Source organism: Xanthomonas sp. NCPPB 1638, assembly GCF_041475635.2.
Classification (GTDB): Bacteria; Pseudomonadota; Gammaproteobacteria; order Xanthomonadales; family Xanthomonadaceae; genus Xanthomonas; species Xanthomonas cucurbitae.
Window position 1 is genome coordinate 4,203,845 of record NZ_CM192984.1, and the last position, 22,032, is coordinate 4,225,876.

The following is a 22,032-nucleotide window of genomic DNA, read 5'->3' on the forward strand; positions in this document are numbered from 1 at the left end:
TAGCATTATACCAGCGTGAAGCCCGGTCTGCCGGATTCAAGACAGGACCGCTGGTGGACGTGGGTTTCTAGGGTCTGAGAAGGAAGGTCACCGGGCCATCGTTGACCAGGTCGACAACCATATGGGCGCCGAAATGCCCGGTTTCCACCCTGCCCTGGTGCAATTGACGGCAGATCCCTACCAATTGATTGAACGCCCGTTCAGCCTCCCCGGGCGGCGCGGCCGTACTGAAGCCCGGTCGGTTGCCGGAGCGGGTGTCGGCCGCCAGCGTGAACTGGCTGACCAGCAGCAGCCCGCCGGCGGTATCGGTGAGTGAGCGGTTCATCTTGCCGGCATCGTCGCCGAAGACCCGGTAGCCGAGCAGGCGCTGGGCCAGGCGCCGGATCTGCGCGTCGCTATCGCCGGGCTCCACGCCAACCAGCACCAGCAGCCCGGGGCCGATCTGCCCGACGATCCGGTCATCGACGCTGATCGAGGCCCGGGTGACGCGCTGGATCAAGGCGAGCATGCAGAGTCCTGGGTAGCAAAGTGTGCCGGGCAGCATGCCCAGCGCTGCCTGTCCTGTCACCTGCGGGCCTTCGCCGGCCACGCTGTTTAGAATTGCGGCGATGACACCTGATCTTCGCGCTCGCCTGCTCTACGCCACCGCTGCCACCGTGGGCCGCCTGCCATGGCCGCTGCTCAAGCGCGTGGCCGATACGCTGGCCTGGAGCTGGCGCAAGCTCAATGCGCGCGAAGCGCGCGTGGCACGCCGCAATCTGGAACTGGCCTACCCGGAGCTGAGCGATGCGCAGCGCGCGCAGCTGCACGCACAGATCCTGCGCTCGACCGCACGCCAGACCCTGGAAGTGCTGCGCACCTGGACCCGCCCGCCGGCCGAAAACCTGGCCCGCCTGCAACGCAACGGCCAGGCACTCTACGACGCTGCCCTGGCCTCCGGGCGCGGGGTGATCGTGGCAGCGCCGCACTTCGGCAACTGGGAATTGCTCAACCAGTGGCTGTCCGAACGCGGCCCGATCGCCATCGTGTACCGGCCGCCTGCGTCCGAGGCGATGGACGGTTTCCTGCAGCTGGCGCGCGGCGGCGACAACGTGCGCCAGGTGCGTGCCGAAGGCCCGGCGGTGCGCCAGCTGTTCAAGGTCCTCAAAGACGGCGGTGCGGTCGGCATCCTGCCCGACCAGCAACCGAAGATGGGCGATGGCGTGTTTGCGCCGTTCTTCGGCAGGCAGGCGCTGACCATGACCCTGGTCAACCGGCTGGCCGAGCGCACCGGTGCCACCGTGTTGTATGGCTGGTGCGAGCGTGCAGGCGAGGATCTGCAGTTCGCGCTGCATGTGCAGCCGGCCGACCCGGCGGTGGCCGACCCTGACCCTGTACGCGCGGCCAGCGCGCTCAATGCCGGGATCGAGCAGATCGCCCGGCGCGATCCGGCGCAGTACCAGTGGACCTACAAGCGCTACACGCTGCGCCCGCCGGGCAGCGGCGAGGCCAACCCGTACGCGACCGAGCGGCATCCGCACTAGCGCGGCGGCGCTCCGGTCACGGTGGCGCGCACGCGGCCACAGTCTGTAAGCGGCGCGCACGCTGCAACGTTGCGCTTCAAACGTTGCGCTTCAATCGTCGTGCGGGTCGGCGGGCGTGGCCAGGATGCGCTGATAGAACGCCAGGTCCAGCCAGCGCCCGAACTTGAAGCCGGCCTCGCGCACCGTGCCGGCATGGGTGAAGCCGAACTGTTCATGCAAGGCGATGCTGGCCTGGTTGCTGGCGTCGATGCCACCGACCAGCACATGCACGCCGCGCTGCTGCGCCGCCTCGATCAAGGCCTGCAACAGCAGCCGCCCCAGCCCCTTGCCGCGATGATCGTGGTGGACGTAGATCGAGTGCTCGACGCTGTACTTGAACGCCGGCCACGCCCGGAAGGTGCCATAGCTGGCGAAGCCCATCAGGGTACCGGCGGCGTCTTCCACCCCGATGACCGGGAAACCACCCGCCTGTTTGGTGGCGAACCAGCCGACCATGCTCTCCGGCGGGCGCGGCCGGTAGTCATACAACGCGGTCGATTGCGCGATGGCCTCGTTGAAGATGTCCAGGATGGCCGCGGCATGGCGCGCTTGGCTGCAGTCGACGATACGCATGGGATCCGCGGCGGGGGAAGGTGGTGGAATTAGAAAGCATTGCCGGGTGCTGAACAACGCGAGCGGCACACAACCAATCGGCGCCTGTCCCGCCACTCAGGGGGCAACCGTTTGGATGCAGCGTTCCATCTGCCCGTGCCACTGCCTGACGCGAACCGCGCCACAATGGCGCCGCGCGACCACCTGGCGACCGGCTGCGGCGCGACTGGCCGAGGGGCGTCGCTGTCGCGCGTGCGGTGGCGCGGCGCGCGACCGTGGCATGGCCGCGCCGGGCGCCGCATGAGCGTCTTGAAGCAGCCGTGGCAATCCCCATCTGGAGTCGTGCATGAGCAGCCCCGTCCCCTCCCCCAGCGCACAGGCCTTCGGCGATCCGGCAGCGATCCGCTGCGAGCGCGCCGCCTCCGAACTGCGCGCCGGCCGGCCGGTGCTGCTGACCGCTACCGCTGGGCAGGCGCGCGCGGTGCTGGCGCTGGACAGCAGCACCGCGCCATCGTACGCAGCATTCGCGCGCGCCGCGCAGGGGCGCCACTATCTGTTCGTGACGCCCACACGCGCGCAGGTGCTGGGGCTGACCGCACCGCAGGGCGCACGCGTGGCCTTGCGTGAACTCAGCTACGACCAGCTGGCTGCGCTGGCCTACCTGCGCGATACCCCGGTGCCAGCGCAGTGGAGCGCAGGCGATGCACTGGATGCCGGGAGCGTGGAGATTGCGCGGCTGGGGCTGCTGCTGCCGGCGCTGCTGGCAGTGGATCTGCGCGATGTGCACGACCATGCCGCCTTCGCCGGCTGCCAGTCGCTGGCACTGGACGACCTGGGCAGCGGGTGCGCCAAGTCGGCTGCTGCCGGCTACGAGCTGGTCACCCGCACCCCGGTGCCGCTGCGCGGCCTGGGCATGAGCGAATTCGTGGTGTTCCGTGGCGGCGTGGCGCAGCGCGACCAGGTGGCGATCGTGGTCGGCCAGCCCGACCTATCGGCGGCGGTGCCGGTGCGTGTGCATTCCTCGTGCCTGACCGGCGACCTGTTCGGTTCGCTCAAGTGCGATTGTGGCGACCAGTTGCGGCATGGGCTGGCCAAGCTGAAGGAGCTGGGCGGTGGCGTGCTGCTGTATCTGGACCAGGAAGGTCGCGGCACCGGCATCGCCGCCAAGATGCGCGCCTACGGGTACCAGCATGCCGGCCTGGACACCATCGATGCCGATGCGCAGCTGGGCTTCGGGCCGGACGAGCGCCGTTACGGCGGCGCGGTGGCGATGTTGCACGGACTGGGCATCGACCACATCCGCCTGCTCACCAACAACCCGGCCAAGGTCGAGCGCTTGCGCGCGGCCGGCATCGCGGTGGACGACCGCATTCCGGTCACCGGCGACATCACCCCGGAAAACGAACAGTATCTGCGGACCAAGGCCACGCGCGCCGGCCATGCGCTGGATGTGGATGCGCTGATCCTGGCGGCGCAGTAGCGCGCTTCGGACCCTCGCTCCGGCCTGGCGCGGGCGGCGGCCGCGTCGCGCGGGCGCCCAGCAGCGGCGCCTACCGCTCCCCGCCCGCAAGCGCAGCGGCCAGGCCGGCCTCGCGCTACAGCCCGGGCAGCGCATCGGCGTGCTGCCACCGCAACCTCGGTCCCGCGCGGCTGGCACAGCCCGGCCGGCAGGCTCGCGGCCGCAGCGGCGGCATCGGCGCCGCGTCGGATGCAGAGCGTCCGTGTGCCCGGCTATGCTGGCGAACCGCTTTAGCAGGCCCGCCTCGTGCACGACGCACCACCGCCGCACCCCGACATCCTGGTTCGCGCAGAGCCCACGCCGCCGGTCCCGGACCATGCGCAGTGGCAACAGCTGCCGCAACGCGGTGCCTACGTGGCGGCAGTCAATGGTGCGCTGGGCGGCGGCGGCACGGCCTTGATCGCGGCCGGGGTGGCCGCGACGGTGCTGCACGTCTGGCGGTACTGGCCGGCCGTGCTGGGCGTCATGCTGGTGGCTGCGCTGCTGGGTGCCTGGTTGGCGGTCAAACGCCACCGACTCACGCTGTGGAAACTCGACACGCATGGACTGGCGCTGCAGCGCGGCCATCTGTGGCAAAGCGATACCCGGGTTCCGATGTCGCGCGTGCAGCACGTCGACCTACGCCGCGGCCCGATCGAACGCGCCACGCGGCTGACCACGCTGGTGGTACACACCGCCGGCAGCCGGCTCAACGCCGTGGCGCTGTCTGGCCTGGATCAGGCCGATGCCGAACGCTTGCGCGACCGTCTTGCGCGCCAGCTCGATCACCACGACGACGCGCTGTGAGTGCGGTCCAGCACGCCGGCGACGACGACGAGCAGCGCCTGCATCCGCTGTCGTGGGTGTTCGTGCTGCTGCAGCAGATCCGCCAGTTCCTGATCCCGCTGGTGGCCCTGATCGTCTTCGGCAGCCGCGACGGCAACCGCGACTCGGCCGATCACATCGCCACCGGCCTGGTGATCGCGGCGCTGGTGGTCATTTCGGTGCTGCGCTACTTCACCTATCGCTACCGCATCGGCCAGGACAGCGTGGCCATCCGCAGTGGGCTGCTCGAACGCAGCCGGCGCGACATTCCGTTCGCCCGCATCCACAACGTGGTGGTGCATCAATCCTTGCTGCACCGGCTGACGGGAGTGGCCGAGGTGCGGCTGGAATCGGCCGGCGGCCGCAAGCCGGAAGCGCAGATGCGCGTGCTGCGGCTGGACCAGGCACTGGCGCTGGAAGACCTGATCCGGCGCCGCGTGCACCATGCCGCGCCGCTCGCCGCGCCCATGGAAGAGCACAGCACCCTGCTGCGCCTGCCGGTGGCCGAAGTGATCCGCCTGGGCCTGATCTCCAACCGCGGCATGGTGGTGGTGGCTGCCGCCTTCGGCGTGATCTACCAGCTGATTCCGCGCCGCGTGGCGTCCAATTTCATCGAAACCAACGGCGAGCTGGCCTACCGCTATGTCAGCCAGGTGCACCCGGGCGCTGCGGTGACCGCCACGCTGGTGACGATCGCCTGCCTGGCGGTGCTGCTGGCGATGCGCGCATTGTCGGTGGCCCTGGCCGTGGCGCAGTACCACGGCTTCCACCTGAGCGAATCGGAACGCCGCCTCACCGTGGAACGCGGCCTGCTGACCCGCATCCGCAGCAGCGTGGCATTGCGGCGCATCCAGGCGTGGACCGTGTACGAAAGCCGGCTGCATCGGCTGTTCGGTCGCCGTCAGTTGCGCGTGGATACCGCGGTGGCCGGCGCGGGCGACAACCAGGACAGCGCATTGAAGGAGCTGGCACCGATCGCCGACCCACACCGCTGCGATGCCCTGTTGCAGCGCTTGTTGCCCGGTATCGCCTGGCCGCCGGCGCAGTGGCAGGCCATCGCCACCCATTGCTGGTGGCGCCTGAGCCTGCCGACGGCGTTGCTGTTGCTGCCACTGGTGGCCGCGCTGGCGTGGCAATTTGGCCATCAGGCGGCCTGGTTGCTGCTGTGGCTACCGTGGAGTGCGTTCAAGGCCTACCGGCAGGTGCAGCGCATGGGCTATGCCGTGGATGCGCGTTACGTGGCCGTGCGCGGTGGCTGGTGGAAGCGCTGGTGGCGGCTGGCCGAACTGGACAAGTTGCAGGCACTGCAGTTGCAACGCTCACCGCTGGATCGCCTGACCGGCACCGCCACGCTGTGGCTGGACACCGCCGGTGCCAGCGCCACCGGCCCGGCCTTGCGGTTGCGCTTCGTGCCCTTGGTGCAGGCGCAGGCGCTGCAGGCGCAACTTGGCGCCGCGCTGGCCCGTCGCAAGCTGCGCTGGTGATCGGGAATCGGGAATCGGGATTGGGGAATCGGGATCGGGTGGACGTTGCTGTTGGCAGCGTTATCTCGGCAGCGATCGACCAGTGGCCATCAATGCTGCGCCGGACCCCAATAGCCAAGTTCGCGCCGGATCTGTAGTCCTCGCCATCGCGCGCCCAGCGGCTTGCTGCGCAATGTGCCGAGCCTGCCGGCGATGAAGTCCTCGGTGGCGGCAATCACCCGCTCCGACGAATGCCCGTCGCGATACGGGTGGATCGCATCGGCATAGGCGGCCAGTGCGCTACGCAACTCGGCATCCGATGCCAGCGCGCGCGCCAGCTGTTGCGGCAGTTGCTCGGGCTGCGCGAAGTTGAGCATATGCGGCTGCGGCACGCGGTTGCGAAAGGTCACCACCGGTTTGTGCTGCACCACGAACTCGGACACGATCGACGAGGTGTCCGACACCAGCACGTCGGCCGCACGCTGCGCGGCCATCACCTCTTCCGGCTCGACGAAGCGTGCATTGGCGCCGGCCAGCGCGCGATAACGATCGAACAATTCCGGCGCGCACTTGGGATGCAGTGTCAGCAACCAGTAACGCGTGCCGCGCGCGATGTCGGCGGCAATCTCATCAAAGAGCACCGGTGCCGCGCTCAACCGCTCGGTGAAGGTGGAACCGAACAGGATCGTCGGGCGTCCGTTGGCCGGGGCGCGCAGTGCGGCACTGTGTCCGCCATCGTCGCGGAACACCGGGTCGAGCTTGGGCCAGCCGGTCTCGGCCACCGCAAAATGCCCTTCGCGCGCGGCCAGCGCACGGAACGGTGCGGTGGTGGCCGGGCCTTGCGTGCAGTACAGATCGAACAGCCCACGCACGCGGAAATGCCCACGGTTGTCTTCGCGCTTTTGCACGTTGAAGCCATGGAACAGCTGCACCTTGGCGCCGGACACGAACGGTGCCACCCAGTTGGCCGCGCTGAACACCGCACGCGGACGCAAGGCCAGTGCGTCGCGCAAGCCCACTTCGCGCACGCCCGGCAGCGTCAGGCCGCGCGCGCCGCCTTCGTACCAGGCGGACACCGCATCGCCACGGGCCTGTAATGCCTGCGCCAATGGCGCCAGAATAGGCAAGGCGTAACGTTCCGTTGCGAACAGCAGGTAATCGGCCATCACATGTCCTCTTCGACCGCACCCGACCAACGGCCGCGCATCAGCGCCTGCATTATCGCGTTCAACGAGGCCGATCGCCTACGCGACTGCCTGACCTCGCTGGCATTTTGCGACGAGATCGTGGTGGTGGACTCCGGCTCCACCGATGCCACCGCCGCCATCGCCGGCGCGCAGGGCGCGCGCGTGCTGCAACGCGCCTTCGACGGCTACCGCAGCCAGAAGGCCTACTGCGTCCAGCAGGCCAGCCACGATTGGGTGCTGTGCCTGGATGCGGACGAACGCATCAGCGACACCCTGCGCGATGCCATCCTCGCGGCGCGCGATGCCGGCTTCGCCGGCGCCGCCGGCTACCGATTTGCGCGGCTGTCGGATTACTTCGGTCGCTTCCTGCGCCACGGCAATGCCTATCCGGACCACGTGCTGCGCCTGTTCGACCGACGCCGTGGCGGCTGGCGCGGCAAGCGCGAGATCCACGAAGCGGCCAGCGTGGATGGCGCGGTCATCACCCTGGCCGGCGACCTGATCCACTACCCCTACCGCTCGCTGGCACAACAACTGGCCAAGACCCAGCGCTATGCGCAGATGATGGCCGAACACGATCACGCACGCGGCAAGCGCGCCACCTGGAGCAAGCTGGTGCTGGCGCCGGCCTGGCGCTTCTGGCGCGGCTACCTGCTGCGTGGCGGGTTTCGCGATGGCTGGCACGGTCTGATCTATGCCTACGTGCGCGCCAACTACGTGCGCCAGAAGACCATCATGCTGTGGCTGTTGCAGCACGACCAGCCCGTGCAGGACCCACCGCGCACATCGGATCGGCGTGACGATTGAATGCGGCGTGCGCGGCGGGCGGTGCCGTGGGCAATCGGCCGCCGACACTTCGGCATGCCAGGCGCCATTGGCACGCGCAGCTCAGGCAGTGCCCAGCGCTTGCCTGGCCTGCTCCGCCTGACGCACCGCAAGGCCGGTCAGCACGCCCACCATGGCCGTGTAGAAGCTGGCCGAGATCTGGTGCGCGAACATCGATTGGGTCAGCCCGCACAAGGCGTAACCGACCACGATCATCACCCCGGCGGCCGCCGGGCCGCGGAACTGCGTCTGCCCGCTGCGCCGGTGCAGGCGCACGAACATCCACAGCGGAATCCCATAGACCGCCAACAGCAGGAACACCCCCGGCACGCCCTGGGTGGCACCCCATTCGGCCAGGTCGTTGTGCGCATGGCCCAGGTGGCACCGCAGTCTCCAGGTATCGCCGGCGCAGACCGGCAGCTCGCGCATCGCATCGTCGAAACGGCCCACGCCCACGCCGGTCAGCGGGTGCGCCAGCAGCGTGTCCCAGGCCACCTGCAGACGCTCGATGCGCGCCCCGGCCGACGAATCGGCATCGCCGACCTCATACCGTTGTAGATCGCTTTGCAATTCACCCAGACGCATCTGCTCGGTCAGCGCCGGCACGCTGACGACCACCGCCACCGCCACCGCCGCGCTGCCCACGAAACTCAACAACCGCAGCCGCGCGCTCTGCCAGGGTGCCTCCCAAATCAGCACGCCCAGCGTCAGCAACGCGGCCAGCCACACCCCGCGGCTACCGCTGAGCACAATCACCACCACCGCGGCGATGGCCGCACCCAGCAACCAACGCATGCCGCCGACCGGCCGACAGAACGCCACCACCACCAGCAACAGCACCGTCAGGTCGGCGAACACGATGGCGTTGGTCCATCCCTCGGCACGGTCGGCGCCGTTACCGACCTGCACCACGGCGATCAACGTGGCCGCGAACACGCCAACCAGCGCTCCACGCCATAGCCAGACCTGGCGCGGCTGCAGGGCGTAGGCCCACAGCGCCGCCCACGGCAGCACCAGGAAGCGCGAGCGGTTGTCGACATCGCGTAACGCCGGCTCGAACAAGGCGATCGACAGCAGCGACATCGCGATCACCGCCACCGTCAGCCAGCCCAGCGTCCGCAACGGCCAGCGGCGCGCGCCGATACCGGCACCCAACGCGCGCCACCCAACCAACGTACCGAGCAACAGGCACAGGCCAAACGGCAGCAGGCCACCGGGGATGCTGACCACCAACGCGGTCAGGCAGAACAGACCCAGCTCGGCGATGCCCCGTCCCGCCCGCGACGATGCGATGGAGCCAAGCGGTGTGGGCGAAGTGGACGGGGGACAAGAGAAAGTCATCGGCACTTCGATGGCAAGGAATGAAGGGAAGCGCCCATGCCCAGCAGCGGCGACGCCGGCCAAGCTAACGCTGCGCCGCATGAATCGTTGCTAGACAGCGGCAGGCGGCGACGTTTCGGGTCGGGTGGACGATTGCGCTGCGGCCGACTCATTCGGTGTCCAGGTTGCCTTGCTCGCGTGCCTCCACGGCTTTCTCCGTGGCGCTGGCCACGCAGTCGCCCTGCACGGCGTCGGCGGGCACCAGCCACCAGCGGCGCCGGTTCGCCACCCCCACCAGCACGCTACGGCTGCGGTCCACGCAACCCAGCAGTGCGGTTTCCTGCACCATCAGCCAACGACGCTGCGGGCGGGCGGCCTGCCACGCCACGCCGTCGCGCAACTGCACGTCCCAGGGCACCTTGAAGCCGAAGGTGCGTGCCGGGCGATCGGCCATCAGCAGGTTCTGTTCCTTCCAGGCCACCAGGCCAAGTTCTGCCTCCGGGCCGACGCAGCGCCCGGCCTCGCGCATCACCGCGCCGGCCGAGCTGGAGTCGTTGAAGATGGGATAGCAGACCAGGCCGAACGCCACCCACCACGCCCCCAGCAACGAGGCCACCGCCAGCGCGGAGCGCCGGACCCGCAGCAACAGCACGCTGGCCACGCCCCAGCTGCCCACTGCCAACAAGAGCCAGCCCAGTGGGTCGGTGGCTTCGCTGCCCACCCCGCGGCTGTCCATGATCTTCTGCTCGAACCCCGGGTGCCCGATCAGCATCGCTGCCCCAGCCGCGGTGAACGCCACGGTCAGCAGCACCACGAAACCGAACAGCAACCGCTGCACGCCCACCCGGCGCAGCAGGCCCGCCGCCAGGGGTGCCAGCGCCAGGCAGAACATCGGCAGCGCCGGCAGGATGTAGACATCGCGCTTGCCGCTGGGAATGGTGAAGAACACCAGCACCAGCAGCCACCACGCCAGCGGCAGCAGGTAGCGCGCATCGCGCCGCCGCAACCGCCGCCGCCACGCCGGGATCGCCCACGGCAGCAGCAGGATGGGCGGCAGCCACATCGTGGCCATGCTCTGCAGGTGGTACCACACCGGCTGCGCATGATCCCAGGAACTGGCATAGCGCTTGGCGGTCTGGCGCAGCAGGATGTCGTTGAGGTACACGCGGTACTCAGGCTGACCGGCGGTCAGCGCGGTCACCATCATCGGCACGAACCACAGCGCGATGGCGACGAAGAAGAGCAGCGGCCCCAGCCAGAACCGGCGGTCGCGCACATGCACGCGCACGCCCGGCCAGCCGCGCGCCGCGGCGATCCCGGCCGGGATCAGCATCAGCAGCGCAATGATGCCCACGCCCTTGGTGATGACCCCCAGCCCGGCGGCGAACCAGCCCAGCGCCCACCAACGCCACGCCGGCCCCATCAGCAAGTGACGCAGCAGCCCGTAATTGGCCAGGGTGATCCAGAACACCACCAGCGGATCGATCTGCGCTTTCTTGGCCTGGAAGGTGAAGTGCAGGGTGAACAGCAGCATCCATGCCGCATAAGCGCCCACGCGCCGGGTCCATAGCCGCCGCCCCAGGTCGTAGACGCAGACCAGCGTGCCCAGTGCCGCCAGCAGCGAGGGCAGCAGGAAGGCCACCCGCCAGTTGCCCAAGACCGTGTAGAACAGCGCCTGCAGCCACATCAGCATCGGCGGCTTGTCCGAATACAGCTCGTTGCCGCGATGCGGGAACAGCCAGTCTCCGCTGAGCACCATCTGCTTGGCGACCAGGGCAAAGCGCGGCTCGTCCGAGGGCCAGGGATCGCGCAGCCCCAGGCCGGCACCGATCACCAGCACTGCGGTGATCGTCAGTAACCAGAAATCCAGGGAAGGGCGGGGTTTTGACATGGTGGCCACGGGCTGGGGAGCGCTGCGGTCAGCGCACGGACGATCAGGACGTTTTTAGCAGACGCGCATAGAAAAAACCGTCGCAGGACTGCTCGCCGGGGAAGCGCTGCCGCCCCGGCCCTGCCACATGCCCGAACGGCGCACCCAGCGGTTGCGCCTGCGCACCGGGCGTGCGCTGCAGGAATGCGGCGATCTGGCCCTGGTTTTCGCGCGCGAGCAGCGAGCAGGTGGTGTAGAGCAACTGCCCGCCGGGCCGCAAGGTACGCCAGGTGGCATCCAGCAGGCGCGCCTGCAGGGCGCACAACGCATCGATGTCGTCGGCGCGGCGGTGCAGCAGCACGTCCGGTTGCCGACGCACCACCCCGGTGGCCGAACACGGTGCATCCAGCAGCACCGCATCGAAGGGCTGGCCGTCCCACCACGCCGCCAGGTCGGCGGCGTCGGCGGCGTGCAAGGCCACCAGCACATCCGGCACGGTGCGCTGCAAGGTCTGCCGCACGCGCTCCAGGCGGCGCGCATCCACGTCCAGCGCGGTGAGCTGCACGCCGGGATGGCGTTCCAGCAGATGCGCCGCCTTGCCGCCGGGCGCAGCGCAGGCGTCGAGCACGCGGGCCGAGGGATCCAGTACCAGCGCATCGGCCACCTGCTGCGCGGAGCCGTCCTGCACCGAGACCACGCCCTCCGCGAAGCCCGGCAACTGGCTCACCGGCACCGCGCCCTCCAGCCGCAACGCATCCGGCAATGCCGGGTCGGTGTGTGCAGCGATGCCGGCCTCGGCCAGCCGCACCGCATAGGCCGCCGGGTCGGTGCGCCCGCGATGCACGCGCAGCCACATCGGCGCCATCTGCGCGCTCGCCACGAAGATGGCCTCGGCGCGCGCGCCCCAGTCCGTGCGCAGCTGCTTGCGCAGCCACGATGGCCAGCCGGCATCGTCGGCCACCGCCGGGAATCCTTCGCGCTGCGCGCGTCGCAGGAGTGCATTGACCATGCCGGCCTGACGCGGCCGGCCCAGCGCACGGCAGGCCTCCACGGTGGCCGACAAGGCCGCGTGCGCGGGCAGTTGCAGGACATCGAGCTGGGCGAAGCCGGCCATCAGCAAGGCCTTGAGTTCGGCGTCGCGCGGGGGCAGCGGGCGCTCCAGCCACTGCCGCAGCGCCACGTCGTAGGCAGGCCGGCGCCGCAGCACCGCGAAACAGATCGCCTCCACCAGCGCGCGGTCGCGCGGGTCGGCCAGGCCGGGCAGCGCCGTGGCCAGCTCGGCCTTCAGCGAACGCCCCTGATCGAACACGGCCGTCAGCACCCGCGCCGCCACCAGGCGCGAGGCGACGCCGGCCGCCCCCGTGTCGGTCGTCATCAGCGCAGCGCCGGCAGGTCGCGACGCGCGTTGAGGTAGTCGGCGGCGGTGATCGCCTTGCCGCCCTCACGCTGCAACACGCGCACCCGCAGCGCGCCCTGCCCGCAGGCGATGTCGATGCCCTGCTTGCTGGCGGCCAGCAAGGTGCCCGGAGGCTGTTGATGCGCCAGCTCCAGCGCCACGGCGCCATGCAGGCGCACGCGCTCGCCGGCCAGGATCGCCTCGGCGACCGGCCAGGGATTGAACGCCCGCACGCGCCGCGCCAGCTCCTGCGCCGGCTGCGCCCAGTCCAGCCGCGCCTGCGCCTTGTCCAGCTTGTGCGCATAGGTCACGCCTTCGGCTGGCTGCGGTTGCGCCACCGGGCGGATACCGGCGCGCAGCAGCCCCAGGCCGTCGGACAGCACCTGCGCACCCAGCGCGGCCAGGCGGTCGTGCAGTTGGCCGCCGGTTTCCTGTTCGCCGATCTCGATGCGCTGCGACAGCAGCACCGGGCCGGTATCCAGCCCGGCTTCCATCTGCATCAGGCACACCCCGGTGTCGCGATCGCCGGCTTCGATCGCGCGCTGGATCGGCGCGGCGCCACGCCAGCGCGGCAGCAGCGAGGCATGCACGTTCCAGCAGCCGTGGGTCGGCGCGGCCAGCACCGCCTTGGGCAGGATCAAGCCGTAGGCCACCACCACCATCAGGTCGGCCTTAAGACCGCGCAGCGTGGCCAGCGCCTCGGGCGAACGCAGGGTCTGCGGCTGGTAGACCGGAATGCCGCGTGCGATCGCTTCCAGCTTGACCGGCGACGGCGTCAGCCCGCGCCCGCGCCCGGCCGGGCGATCGGGTTGGGTGTAGACCGCCACCACTTCATGCCGCTGCGCGGCGGCACGCAACGAAGCGACAGCGAAGTCCGGGGTACCGGCGAAGACGATTCTCATAAGGGGATTCGGGATTCGGGAGTGGGGATTGGCAACGGCGGGAGCCGGATGACCGAGGCGGAACCGGGGCCGGTGCAGTGGGAGGCGTCAGCGCTTGAGTGGCGACAGCGGTGGCGGTGAGTGCCCCAGGGCCGGAAAGGCGGTGCAGCGGGATAAGGCGGTGCAGCGGGATTCGGATGGAAAACCGTGGCTCACCGGCGCGGCGTGTCCGTGCAAGCGGGCAGACGGCGCCGCATCAAAGCGCGATACCACCCTGGCATCCCGGCCCAGCGGCCCCATCCTTCCGCCTGCGCGCAATGGGGTGACCAAGTTCGGGCAATCAGCAGCGCGCGCAGAACCGCCGTTGCCAATCCCCAATCCCGACTCCCCAATCCCCGCCCTCAAGCCACATGCTTGCGCAGCTTGGCCAGCTTCTTGCGCACCATTTCACGCTTGAGCGGCGACAGATAGTCCACGAACAACTTGCCGTCCAGGTGGTCCATCTCGTGCTGGATGCAGACCGCCAGCAGGCCATCGGTGTTCAGCTCCTGGGCCTGCCCCTGGCGGTCGAGATAGCGCACGGTGATCGTCTCGGCGCGGCTGACGTCGGCAAAGATGCCCGGCACCGACAGGCAGCCTTCCTGGTAGACCTGCTCGCCCTGCCGGGTGAGGATCTTGGGGTTGACGAACACCTGCGGGGCGTTCTTCTCCTCGCTGACGTCGATCACCATGAAACGCTTGTGCACGTCCACCTGACTGGCAGCCAGGCCGATGCCGGGCGCCTCGTACATGGTCTGGAACATGTCGTCGAGCAGCGTCTGGAACGCCGGGCTGACCACCTCGGCGGCGTCGACCGGCACGGCCTTGGTGCGCAGCCGCGGGTCGGGAAATTCAACGATAGGAAGCACAGCCATGCGATTACCCGTCTGGGAACACCGGCCCAGCGCCGGCAAGACAGTGTCATTCTAGCGCAATGCTTGCGTAGCGCCCCGGTTTCTGGACTATAGTGCGCGGACCTGTTGGGGAATCAGGCAAGAAGGCACTCATGTTGAACCGACTTCGTACGGTCGTCGCTGCGGCGATGCTGACCGTCGCGACCTACGCTGCCGCGCAAGCGGTGGGCGAACATCCAGACACCTATGTGGTCCGCAAGGGCGATACCTTGTGGGACATTGCCGGGCGTTTCCTGCAAAAACCGTGGCTGTGGCCGGAGATCTGGCAGGCCAACCCGCAGATCCAGAACCCGCACCTGATCTACCCGGGCGACGTCATCAGCCTGGCCTACCTGGACCGCGTCGGCAAAGGCACGGTCCAGCCCGGCCCGCGCCAGGAAGCGCCGATCAACGCCATTCCACTGGCCGACGTCGAGCCGTTCCTGAAGAACCTGCGCGTGGTCGAGGACTTCGACGAGCTGCCCTACGTGGTCGGCCTGGAAGGCGGCCGCTCGCGTGCCACCTCCGGACAGGTGGCCTATGTGGTCGGCCTGGAGGACGCGCAGCCGGGCCAGCGCTTTGCGGTGGTGCGCCCAACCGTGAAGTTCACCCTGCCCAAGCACAACGAAGACCTGGACATGGCGGGCAATACCACCGCTGGCGCCGGCAATATCTGGAAGAACTTCATCGCGCCGAGCACGCGCCGCGAGTTCCTCGGCTACGAACTGGCCCAGGTGAACGTCGGCACCATCACCCGCAGCGCGGCCGGCGGCAACTCCAAGGCAGCGACCCTGCTATTGCAGGACAGCGGCCGCGAAGTGCGTGCCGGCGACCGCATCGTGGCGGTGGAAGCGCAGCCCTACGACCTGCAGTTCATTCCGCACCCGCCGTCCGAACAGGCGCTGCAGACCGAATTGCGCGTGCTGGCCGTCTCCGACGCCTTCATCGTGGGTGGCACCCGCGATGTGATCGCCATTTCCGGCGGCGCCCGCGAAGGCATCAACAACGGCACGGTGTTCTCGATCTGGCGCAAGGGCCGCACGGTCAGCGACCGCGTCAAGCACGCGCGCTTCTCGCGCACCGATGACGACTTCGACGGCCCGTCCGGGTCCACCGTTGGCCTGCCCGACGAATACGCCTCGCACGCGATGGTGTTCCGCACCTACGACAAGGTCAGCTACGCGCTGGTGATGGAAAGCGCCAAGCCGACCGGCCTGGGGTATTTCGTCAAGCATCCTGACGCGCAGTAAGCGTCAATTCCGATGCGATCACGCGACGGCGCCTGAGGGCGCCGTCGTCGTTTGCGGCCCAGGCTATGCACATGGCCCACACCGACTCCGATCTCCGCGCATTGCTGACCTTGCTGCTGGCCGGTGGCCGCAGCCCGCCACGGCGCGCCTTGCTGGGCGACTTCGCCAGCCCCGCCGGCGTACTGGCGGCCGGGCCGGATGCCTGGCGCGCAGCCGGTTGCGATGCACTGCAGACAGCCCGCTTGCAGGCACCTGACGCGCCCGCCCTGGAAGCCGCCCTGCACTGGTGCGCGCAGCCCGGGCATCATCTGGTCGGCTGGCAGGATCCGGATTACCCCGCGCTGCTGCGTCACATCGCCAATCCACCACTGGCCCTGTTCGTGGATGGCGACCCGGCCGCGCTCTGGCATCCCGGCGTGGCCGTGGTCGGTAGCCGCTCGGCCACCGCTGGCGGGCGCGACCATGCCCGCGCGTTTGCCTCCAGCCTGGCCGGCGCCGGGCTGGGCATCGTCAGCGGCATGGCCGCCGGCGTGGATGCAAACGCGCACGAGGCCGCGCTGGCCCACGCCGACGGCATGACCGTGGCAGTGGTCGGCACGGGCGTGGATGTGGCCTATCCCGCCCATCACCAACGCCTGCGTGAGCGTATCGCCGCACGCGGCGCGGTGGTCAGCGAATACCTGCCGGGTACCGGCGCGGTGGCGGCGCACTTCCCGGCCCGCAACCGGATCATCGCCGGACTGGCGCTGGGCACCCTGGTGGTCGAGGCCGCGATGCGCTCGGGCGCACTGATTACCGCGCGCCTGGCCGCCGAGGCCGGGCGCGAGGTGTTCGCCCTGCCCGGCTCGCTGCACAACCCGCTCGCGCGCGGCTGTCATCACCTGATCCGGCAAGGCGCCACCCTGGCGCAGGAACCTGCCCAGGTCCTCGATGGGCTGCAACTGCTTTCGGGCGAATTGGCTGCGGCCTTGCGCGAGCGCCTGGCCGCCCCCACTCCTGTTTCCGCCAGATCGTCCGGCTCCGCCCCGGCACGCCGGGACCCCGACTACCAGCGCTTGTGGCAGGCACTGGGCCACGACCCCACCCCTATGGATTCACTGATCCAACGCACTGGATTGACGGCCGCAGCGCTGTCCTCCATGCTGCTCATCATGGAACTGGAGGGAGACGTGGTTGTCGAGCACGGTCGCTATACCCGCAATCCCTAGTTTCTTCACCTCCACAGCGTCGCGCGACGCAGGCCGAGGGCAATGAAAGAGAGCATTCTCGATGTACTGCTGTACCTGTTCGAACACTATTTCAGCGAAGACGCGGACCTGGTTCGCGACCGTGATTCGCTCCAGAATGGCCTGATCCAGGCCGGTTTCAGCCCCGCAGAAATCAGCAAGGCGTTCGACTGGCTGGACGCGCTCTCCGAGCAGCGGCCCAGTGTGGCGAGCCCGCATGTCGATGGACCAGTGCGCATCTACCACGGCCCGGAGCTGGACAAGCTCGATGTGGATTGCCGTGGTTTCCTGCTGTTTCTCGAACAGCAGCGCATCCTCGACGCCGACCAGCGCGAGCTGGTGCTGGACCGCGCCATGGCGCTGGACCAGGACGAGCTGGACCTGGACGACCTCAAGTGGGTGGTGCTGATGGTGTTGTTCAACCAACCGGGCGCAGAGGCGGCCTATGCCTGGATGGAAACCCAGATGTTCCTGGACGAGCCTGAACCCGTACACTAAAGGTTGAAGCCGCCATGGACGTGCGCGCGAGGGGACGGGGATGAGCAGTTGGTATTACGCCGGAGGCAACCACCAGCGGCGTGGCCCGGTGACCGACGAGGTCCTGCGCGGCCTGTATCGCGATCGCCAGATCGCCCTGGACACGCCGGTCTGGCGCGACGGACTGGACCAGTGGCAGCCGCTCTCCGCCTGCGCCGACGAACTCGGCCCGCCGGTGTCCACCGACCTGCACGCTGCACCAGCTCCACCGCCGCTACCGATGGCGGCACCTGATGCCTGGCATGCCCGCCCCGCTGCGACGACGCCCCACCCGTCGAGAAGCTCGGGCTGGCCGCTGGTGTTGACGCTGATCGCGATCATCGGCGGCTTCGTCGTCGTGGCCGCAGCCGGCATGCTGGCAGCGATCGCCGTGCCCGCCTACAAGGACTACCTGGCCCGCGCCAAGGTCACCCAGGCAGTTACCGCATTGGCACCGCTGAAGCCGCAGATTGCCGCCTTCCGTGCCCGCGAAGGCCGCTGTCCGGTCAATGCCGACGCCGGCTTCCAGCCGCCGGAACACTACGCGACCGATGTGCTGGCCAGCGTGCAGATCGGCCGCTTCGATACCGCCAACTGCGGTATCGAAGCGCTGCTGCAGTCACCGGACTCGCCCAGGATCGACGGCAAGGTCCTGTGGCTGGACTTCGATGCCGATGCCGGTCGCTGGCACTGCAGTTCCGAGATCGACGACCACCAACTTCCGCAGCAGTGCCGCGGCTGAGCGGCTGCTGCACGCACATCGCACCATCAAGGGGACATTCATGACGCAGTGGTATTACGCCGACGCACAGCGGCAACGCCAGGGGCCGGTGGACACGGACACGCTGGTCGCACGCCTGTCGCGGGGCCTGGTCGACCGTCGCAGCCTGGTCTGGCGCGAAGGCCTGCCACAGTGGGTGACGCTGGGCGATGTCGCGGCCGAATTGGGGCTGGATGCGCCGCTAGCGGCCTCCGCGCCGCCGGCCGCCGATCCCGCTGCGGTCGGCTTGGCGAAGGAGGGGGCGCCAGTGGCGGGCACATCGACCGCCGATGCCACAGAGCAGGACTGGTCGCAGCAGGCAACCCCTGTCGTGGCCAAGCCGGACGCGCCGGCCGAGCCAGCGCCAGCTGCCGCCAGCGCGCCCGTGGCGCCCGCAACTGCCTCACCGCTGCCCGGCTCACGCGCAGAAGACCCGCTGCAGACGGCCTTGCACCCGGACGCCGCGCAGCCCCTGTCCGGCGCCAGCGGCCCGGCGGGGTCGCAAAGCGATGCATCTTGGTCCAGTGCAGCGGATGCCACGGCGCCACTCCCGACCTCGGCAGCGGCATCCCCACGTCAACCGCCATCGACCACCAAGCCGCTGCCAACCGCCTGGGATACCCCGGCCGGCTCCGCACCGTTCGCCGGCAGCGCAGCACCTGACGCAGCGGTCGTCTACGCCGGCCTGTGGCGCCGCGTGGCGGCCAGCATCCTGGACAGCCTGGTCACCACCTTTGCGGTCTACCTGATCGTGATCCCGCTGGTGTTCCTGCTGGCCTTCAGTGCCGGGATGAGCGATGCCGGCGCTGCGCTGGACGATGGCAGCGCGTTCAGCATTGCGCTGCTGGTGCTGGCCTACGGCATCGGGCTGGCCATCCCCACGCTGTACTTCGCCTGGATGCAGTCCAGCCGGCTCCAGGCCAGCCTGGGCAAGCTCGCCTGCGGCATCAAGGTGGTGCGCGCCGACAGCCATGGCGCCCGGGTCGGCTTCTGGCGCAACCTGCTGCGCTACGTGGCCTACATGCTAATCAGCGTGCTCACCCTGGGCATCGGCGTGATCGTGGCCGCCTTCATGGCCGGCATGAGCGCGCGCAAGCAGGCCCCGCACGACAAGGTGTGCAAGACCCTGGTGGTGGACCGCTGGGCCTTCACCGACCATCCAGAGCGGCAGTCCAAGGGACTGGATACGGTCTCGATCGTGGTACTGATCATCTATGCGGTGCTGCTGGTGCTGTCCATCGTGGTCGGCGCGCTCGTGATGGCGACGATCGGAATGAGCCGGAGCTAGCAGTTCGCGGTGCCGGCCGCTTGACACGGCGGCGTCCGCCGTGATCTTTCTAATCGGCCAACTGAACGCCCGGGAGCACTCCCCGGGCGTTAACGTGTGGGAAACGGCCGATCTGCTTCCCTCGACCGGCCAATTAGGCCACGCTACCCGCCCCCCGGGCTCTGCCCCAAGAAGTTGCCACCATGCCCAAGCACCTGCTCATCGTCGAATCGCCCGCCAAGGCCAAGACGATCAATAAATACCTCGGCAAGGACTTCACCGTCCTGGCCTCGTATGGGCACGTGCGCGACCTCGTCCCGAAGGAGGGCGCGGTCGACCCGGACAATGGCTTCGCGATGCGCTACGACCTGATCGAGAAGAACGAAAAGCACGTCGAAGCCATCGCGCGCGCCGCCAAGGGCGCCGACGACATCTTTCTGGCGACCGACCCGGACCGCGAGGGCGAGGCGATCAGCTGGCACATCGCCGAGATCCTGAAAGAGCGCGGCCTGCTCAAGGACAAGCCGATGCAGCGGGTGGTGTTCACCGAAATCACCCCGCGCGCGATCAAGGAGGCCATGCTCAAGCCGCGCGCAATCGCCGCCGACCTGGTGGATGCGCAGCAGGCGCGCCGTGCGCTCGACTACCTGGTGGGCTTCAACCTGTCGCCGGTGCTGTGGCGCAAGGTGCAGCGCGGGCTGTCGGCCGGCCGCGTGCAATCGCCGGCGCTGCGCATGATCGTCGAGCGCGAGGAAGAGATCGAAGCCTTCATCGCGCGCGAATACTGGTCCATCGACGCGCATTGCCGGCATCCCTCGCAGGCCTTCAATGCACGGCTCATCAAGCTGGACGGGCAGAAGTTCGAGCAGTTCACCGTCACCGACGGCGATACCGCCGAAGCGGCGCGGTTGCGCATCCAGCAGGCCGCGCAGGGCGTACTGCACGTCACCGACGTGGCCAGCAAGGAGCGCAAGCGCCGCCCGGCCCCGCCGTTCACCACCTCCACGCTGCAGCAGGAAGCCTCGCGCAAGCTGGGCTTCACCACCCGCAAGACCATGCAGGTGGCGCAGAAGTTGTACGAAGGCGTGGCGCTGGGCGATGAAGGCTCGGTCGGCCTCATCAGCTACATGCGTACCGACTCGGTGAACCTGTCGCAGGACGCGCTGGCGGAAATCCGCGACGTGATCGCGCGTGACTTCGGCACCGCCTCGCTGCCGGACCAGCCCAACGCCTACACCACCAAATCCAAGAACGCGCAGGAAGCCCACGAAGCGGTGCGCCCGACCTCGGCACTGCGCACCCCTGCACAGGTGGCGCGCTTCTTGTCCGACGACGAGCGCCGCCTGTACGAGTTGATCTGGCGCCGCGCGGTGGCCTGCCAGATGATCCCGGCCACGCTCAACACCGTCAGCGTGGACCTGTCGGCCGGCAGCCAACACGTGTTCCGCGCCAGCGGCACCACCGTGGTGGTCCCAGGTTTCCTGGCCGTCTACGAAGAAGGCAAGGACACCAAGAGCAGCGAGGACGAGGATGAAGGCCGCAAGCTGCCGCTGATGAAGGCCGGCGACAATATCCCGCTGGACCGCATCGTCACCGACCAGCATTTCACCCAGCCGCCGCCGCGCTTCACTGAAGCAGCACTGGTCAAGGCGCTGGAGGAATACGGCATCGGCCGGCCGTCCACCTATGCCTCGATCATCCAGACCCTGCAGTTCCGCAAGTACGTGGAGATGGAAGGCCGCAGCTTCCGTCCCACCGATGTGGGCCGTGCGGTATCCAAGTTCCTGTCCGGGCACTTCACCCGCTACGTGGATTACGACTTCACCGCCAATCTGGAAGACGACCTGGATGCAGTGTCGCGCGGCGAAGCCGAGTGGATCCCGCTGATGGAGAAGTTCTGGGGCCCGTTCAAGGAACTGGTGGAGGACAAGAAGGATTCGCTGGACAAGACCGATGCCGGTAGCGTGCGCGTGCTCGGCGCCGACCCGGTCAGCGGCAAGGAAGTGAGCGCACGCATCGGCCGCTTCGGCCCGATGGTACAGATCGGCACCGTGGAAGACGAAGAAAAGCCGACCTTCGCCTCGTTGCGTCCGGGCCAGAGCATCTATTCGATCTCCATCGAAGATGCGCTGGAACTGTTCAAGATGCCGCGCGCACTCGGTCAAGACAAGGATCAGGACGTCAGCGTCGGCATCGGCCGCTTCGGTCCGTTCGCGCGCCGTGGCAGCGTGTACGCCTCGCTCAAGAAGGAAGACGACCCGTACACCATCGACCTGGCGCGGGCGGTGTTCCTGATCGAAGAGAAGGAAGAGATCGCACGCAACCGCGTCATCAAGGAATTCGACGGCAGCGACATCCAGGTGCTCAACGGCCGCTTCGGCCCGTACATCAGCGATGGCAAGCTCAATGGCAAGATCCCCAAGGACCGCGAGCCGGCCTCGCTGACCTTCGAGGAAGTGCAGCAACTGCTGGCCGACACCGGCAAGCCGGTGCGCAAGGGCTTCGGTGCCAAGAAGGCCACGCTCAAGAAGACTGCGGTGAAGGATTCGGCGCCAAAGAAGACGGCCGTCAAGAAGACCGCGACCAAGACCGCGGCCACCAAGACGGCGGCGAAGAAGGCACCGGCCAAGAAGGCCGCCGCCAAGAAGGCGACCAAGCGCGTGGTCAAGAAGGCCGCGAGCAAGGCCGCAGGCTGAGCCACG

General features: G+C 68.7%; 19 protein-coding genes. 11 read left to right on the top strand and 8 right to left on the bottom strand.

The genetic code is table 11. The annotated features are described in order from the left end of the window. Positions 1-67: 67 nt before the first annotated feature. The gene (gene dtd / locus ACCQ13_RS18265) at positions 68-508 is read right to left on the bottom strand and encodes a D-aminoacyl-tRNA deacylase (RefSeq protein WP_159407715.1); all 441 of its coding nucleotides are present in this window, start codon (positions 506-508) and stop codon (positions 68-70) included. A 100-nt stretch (positions 509-608) separates the two neighbouring features. Here dtd and ACCQ13_RS18270 point away from each other — a divergent pair, with 100 nt between their 5' ends. Next, positions 609-1,523 (top strand): lauroyl acyltransferase, encoded by a 915-nt coding sequence (locus ACCQ13_RS18270; RefSeq protein ID WP_159407716.1) that lies wholly within the window; start codon positions 609-611, stop codon positions 1,521-1,523. 90 nt (positions 1,524-1,613) lie between these two features. Here the strand turns inward: ACCQ13_RS18270 and ACCQ13_RS18275 are convergent, their stop codons facing one another. Further along, entirely contained in the window at positions 1,614-2,135 is a 522-nt protein-coding gene (locus ACCQ13_RS18275; protein ID WP_159407717.1) for a GNAT family N-acetyltransferase, read from the bottom strand. A gap of 325 nt (positions 2,136-2,460) precedes the next feature. Between ACCQ13_RS18275 and ribA the strand changes: the two genes are divergently transcribed. From ribA to ACCQ13_RS18290, 3 genes are all read left to right on the top strand, one after another. Then, positions 2,461-3,594 carry a GTP cyclohydrolase II RibA gene (gene ribA, locus ACCQ13_RS18280; RefSeq protein WP_159407718.1) on the top strand — a complete coding sequence of 378 codons (1,134 nt, stop codon included), beginning with the start codon at positions 2,461-2,463 and terminating at the stop codon, positions 3,592-3,594. Positions 3,595-3,879: 285 nt separating this feature from the next. Further along, on the top strand, positions 3,880-4,419 hold the full coding sequence (locus tag ACCQ13_RS18285; RefSeq protein ID WP_104603750.1) for a PH domain-containing protein: 540 nt from the start codon (positions 3,880-3,882) through the stop codon (positions 4,417-4,419). Further along, complete coding sequence (locus tag ACCQ13_RS18290) at positions 4,416-5,921, top strand: PH domain-containing protein (RefSeq protein ID WP_159407719.1); 1,506 nt, start codon at positions 4,416-4,418, stop codon at positions 5,919-5,921. The genes ACCQ13_RS18285 and ACCQ13_RS18290 overlap by 4 nt, the downstream gene beginning before the upstream one ends. An 89-nt stretch (positions 5,922-6,010) precedes the next feature. Here ACCQ13_RS18290 and ACCQ13_RS18295 read toward each other — a convergent pair whose 3' ends face one another. Further along, positions 6,011-7,069, bottom strand: a complete 1,059-nt coding sequence (locus ACCQ13_RS18295; RefSeq protein ID WP_159407720.1) for a CDP-glycerol glycerophosphotransferase family protein — start codon at positions 7,067-7,069, stop codon at positions 6,011-6,013. On the opposite strand from ACCQ13_RS18295, the gene ACCQ13_RS18300 reads away from it, so the two are divergent. Then, positions 7,070-7,894 (top strand): glycosyltransferase family 2 protein, encoded by an 825-nt coding sequence (locus tag ACCQ13_RS18300; protein ID WP_159407721.1) that lies wholly within the window; start codon positions 7,070-7,072, stop codon positions 7,892-7,894. 81 nt (positions 7,895-7,975) lie between these two features. On the opposite strand, the gene ACCQ13_RS18305 is transcribed toward ACCQ13_RS18300, so the two are convergent. From ACCQ13_RS18305 to def, 5 genes are all read right to left on the bottom strand, one after another. Further along, entirely contained in the window at positions 7,976-9,253 is a 1,278-nt protein-coding gene (locus tag ACCQ13_RS18305; protein ID WP_159407722.1) for an O-antigen ligase family protein, read from the bottom strand. Between the two features lie 148 nt (positions 9,254-9,401). Continuing rightward, on the bottom strand, positions 9,402-11,123 hold the full coding sequence (locus tag ACCQ13_RS18310) for an ArnT family glycosyltransferase (protein WP_104603755.1): 1,722 nt from the start codon (positions 11,121-11,123) through the stop codon (positions 9,402-9,404). A gap of 43 nt (positions 11,124-11,166) precedes the next feature. Continuing rightward, entirely contained in the window at positions 11,167-12,477 is a 1,311-nt protein-coding gene (gene rsmB / locus ACCQ13_RS18315; RefSeq protein WP_159407723.1) for a 16S rRNA (cytosine(967)-C(5))-methyltransferase RsmB, read from the bottom strand. Then, positions 12,477-13,400, bottom strand: coding sequence for a methionyl-tRNA formyltransferase (gene fmt, locus ACCQ13_RS18320; RefSeq protein WP_104603757.1), 924 nt, complete (start codon positions 13,398-13,400; stop codon positions 12,477-12,479). The genes rsmB and fmt overlap by 1 nt, the downstream gene beginning before the upstream one ends. 380 nt (positions 13,401-13,780) lie before the next feature. Next, positions 13,781-14,293, bottom strand: coding sequence for a peptide deformylase (gene def / locus ACCQ13_RS18325; protein WP_104603758.1), 513 nt, complete (start codon positions 14,291-14,293; stop codon positions 13,781-13,783). A gap of 131 nt (positions 14,294-14,424) precedes the next feature. On the opposite strand from def, the gene ACCQ13_RS18330 reads away from it, so the two are divergent. The 6 genes from ACCQ13_RS18330 to ACCQ13_RS18355 all read left to right on the top strand — a co-directional run bounded on the left by ACCQ13_RS18330 (position 14,425) and on the right by ACCQ13_RS18355 (position 22,026). Beyond that, positions 14,425-15,561 (top strand): LysM peptidoglycan-binding domain-containing protein, encoded by a 1,137-nt coding sequence (locus ACCQ13_RS18330; protein WP_104603759.1) that lies wholly within the window; start codon positions 14,425-14,427, stop codon positions 15,559-15,561. Between the two features lie 71 nt (positions 15,562-15,632). Next, on the top strand, positions 15,633-16,769 hold the full coding sequence (gene dprA, locus ACCQ13_RS18335; protein WP_104603809.1) for a DNA-processing protein DprA: 1,137 nt from the start codon (positions 15,633-15,635) through the stop codon (positions 16,767-16,769). A 42-nt stretch (positions 16,770-16,811) separates the two neighbouring features. Continuing rightward, complete coding sequence (locus ACCQ13_RS18340) at positions 16,812-17,285, top strand: DUF494 family protein (RefSeq protein ID WP_104603760.1); 474 nt, start codon at positions 16,812-16,814, stop codon at positions 17,283-17,285. Between the two features lie 40 nt (positions 17,286-17,325). After that, a complete protein-coding gene (locus ACCQ13_RS18345) occupies positions 17,326-18,045 on the top strand; it encodes a pilin (RefSeq protein WP_159407724.1) in 720 nt (239 codons plus the stop codon). 40 nt (positions 18,046-18,085) lie between these two features. Next, positions 18,086-19,351, top strand: coding sequence for an RDD family protein (locus ACCQ13_RS18350; RefSeq protein ID WP_372372316.1), 1,266 nt, complete (start codon positions 18,086-18,088; stop codon positions 19,349-19,351). A gap of 182 nt (positions 19,352-19,533) precedes the next feature. Continuing rightward, positions 19,534-22,026 carry a DNA topoisomerase I gene (locus ACCQ13_RS18355; protein ID WP_104603763.1) on the top strand — a complete coding sequence of 831 codons (2,493 nt, stop codon included), beginning with the start codon at positions 19,534-19,536 and terminating at the stop codon, positions 22,024-22,026. The last annotated feature ends 6 nt before the right edge of the window (positions 22,027-22,032 follow it).